General features: G+C 36.7%; 2 protein-coding genes and 1 pseudogene. 1 reads left to right on the top strand and 2 read right to left on the bottom strand.

All coding sequences use genetic code 11. The features are described from left to right. Window positions 1-145: 145 nt before the first annotated feature. Window positions 146-319 (top strand): hypothetical protein, encoded by a 174-nt coding sequence (locus BM135_RS17140; RefSeq protein ID WP_217644312.1) that lies wholly within the window; start codon window positions 146-148, stop codon window positions 317-319. Window positions 320-532: 213 nt separating this feature from the next. Here BM135_RS17140 and BM135_RS16440 read toward each other — a convergent pair. Together BM135_RS16440 and BM135_RS16445 are read right to left on the bottom strand one after the other, a co-directional pair. Then, window positions 533-757, bottom strand: a pseudogene (locus BM135_RS16440) (colicin E3-like toxin immunity protein); the annotation flags it as partial. Window positions 758-785: 28 nt separating this feature from the next. After that, window positions 786-1,022, bottom strand: coding sequence for a colicin E3/pyocin S6 family cytotoxin (locus tag BM135_RS16445; RefSeq protein WP_217644313.1), 237 nt, complete (start codon window positions 1,020-1,022; stop codon window positions 786-788). Between the last annotated feature and the right edge of the window lie 82 nt (window positions 1,023-1,104).

Below are 1,104 nucleotides of genomic sequence, written 5' to 3' on the forward strand. Positions count from 1 at the left end.
GATTGTAAATCACAAACGATCATCAATGTTCCTACCTTTATGTACTGAAGGCACATCACTGAACTAACTGTTCAATTTAGACCCGTTTGCCCTAGAATGATGGGGCATCATTATTGCACGAAATTTCTCATGACGATACCATCTAGTGTTTTTTGTGATCTCTTCGGTATTGTCATTATTGAAAAGCCTATTTGGCAGCCTTTTTGGCGGCTTGTTTGGTGGTTCAGGCTCTGATCGTACAAAAAGTGATAACGATGATGATAGCTTTTCCGGTGGCGGTGGTAGCAGTAGCGGTGGTGGCGCTTCAAGCGATTGGTAATTTTTCATGGTGCCTCTGCATATATCAGCAGCAACCAGTTAATACTCTGAAAAATAATAAAAAAGCTCTCATGGAATGAGAGCTAAACAGGTGGAAACATGAGGATAAAATATTTACAAATCTTTTCATTAATACAGTGGTAGTTTTTCGTATAAATTGATTATGTTCATTCAGACAGTTATCGAAATGAATTCTCACGCCTCAAAAGTGCTATTATTTATAATCGAAAGAAATGAAATAATTATATTTATTAGAATCAATTAAGTGCTTAAAATGAGATTGTAAAACTGGTATCCATTCACCTAATACATCAAATTCACCATTATTCAATGTGCCTTTCAAAGGGAGGCCACATCTTTCAATAATGGAATTGTCATATCCCAGATCTTGTGAATATTCCTCACCAACGAATTCTTCACTTGTTTTTTCAAACCAAGTTAAATTTAATTCCCATTATTTTTCTCTCTTAACGATATTTTTTGATATTACGTGTTGGGTCTGCTGGTTTCAATTGATTACCAGTTTTTGGGTCAAATGAACCTATATGTTGACCATTACTAGCTCGATAACCCTCCAGTTCACTATGTTTTGAATCCCATTCGTAAATTCTACGTCCTTTATCACCAATCCATCTAGGACGTTTACCTCCGCCGCCTTGTACTGGGGTTTTTGGAGTACTTCTTATTAATACTTGGATTCGCATGATAGGTGCAATTTCTGAAAAAGGTGGTCAGTTGCTATAGTAGGCATCTTTCTCGCCAAAGGAAAATGCGCTATGGCCTATA

The sequence above is a fragment of the Xenorhabdus japonica genome (genome assembly GCF_900115195.1).
In the GTDB taxonomy this organism is placed as follows: domain Bacteria; phylum Pseudomonadota; class Gammaproteobacteria; order Enterobacterales; family Enterobacteriaceae; genus Xenorhabdus; species Xenorhabdus japonica.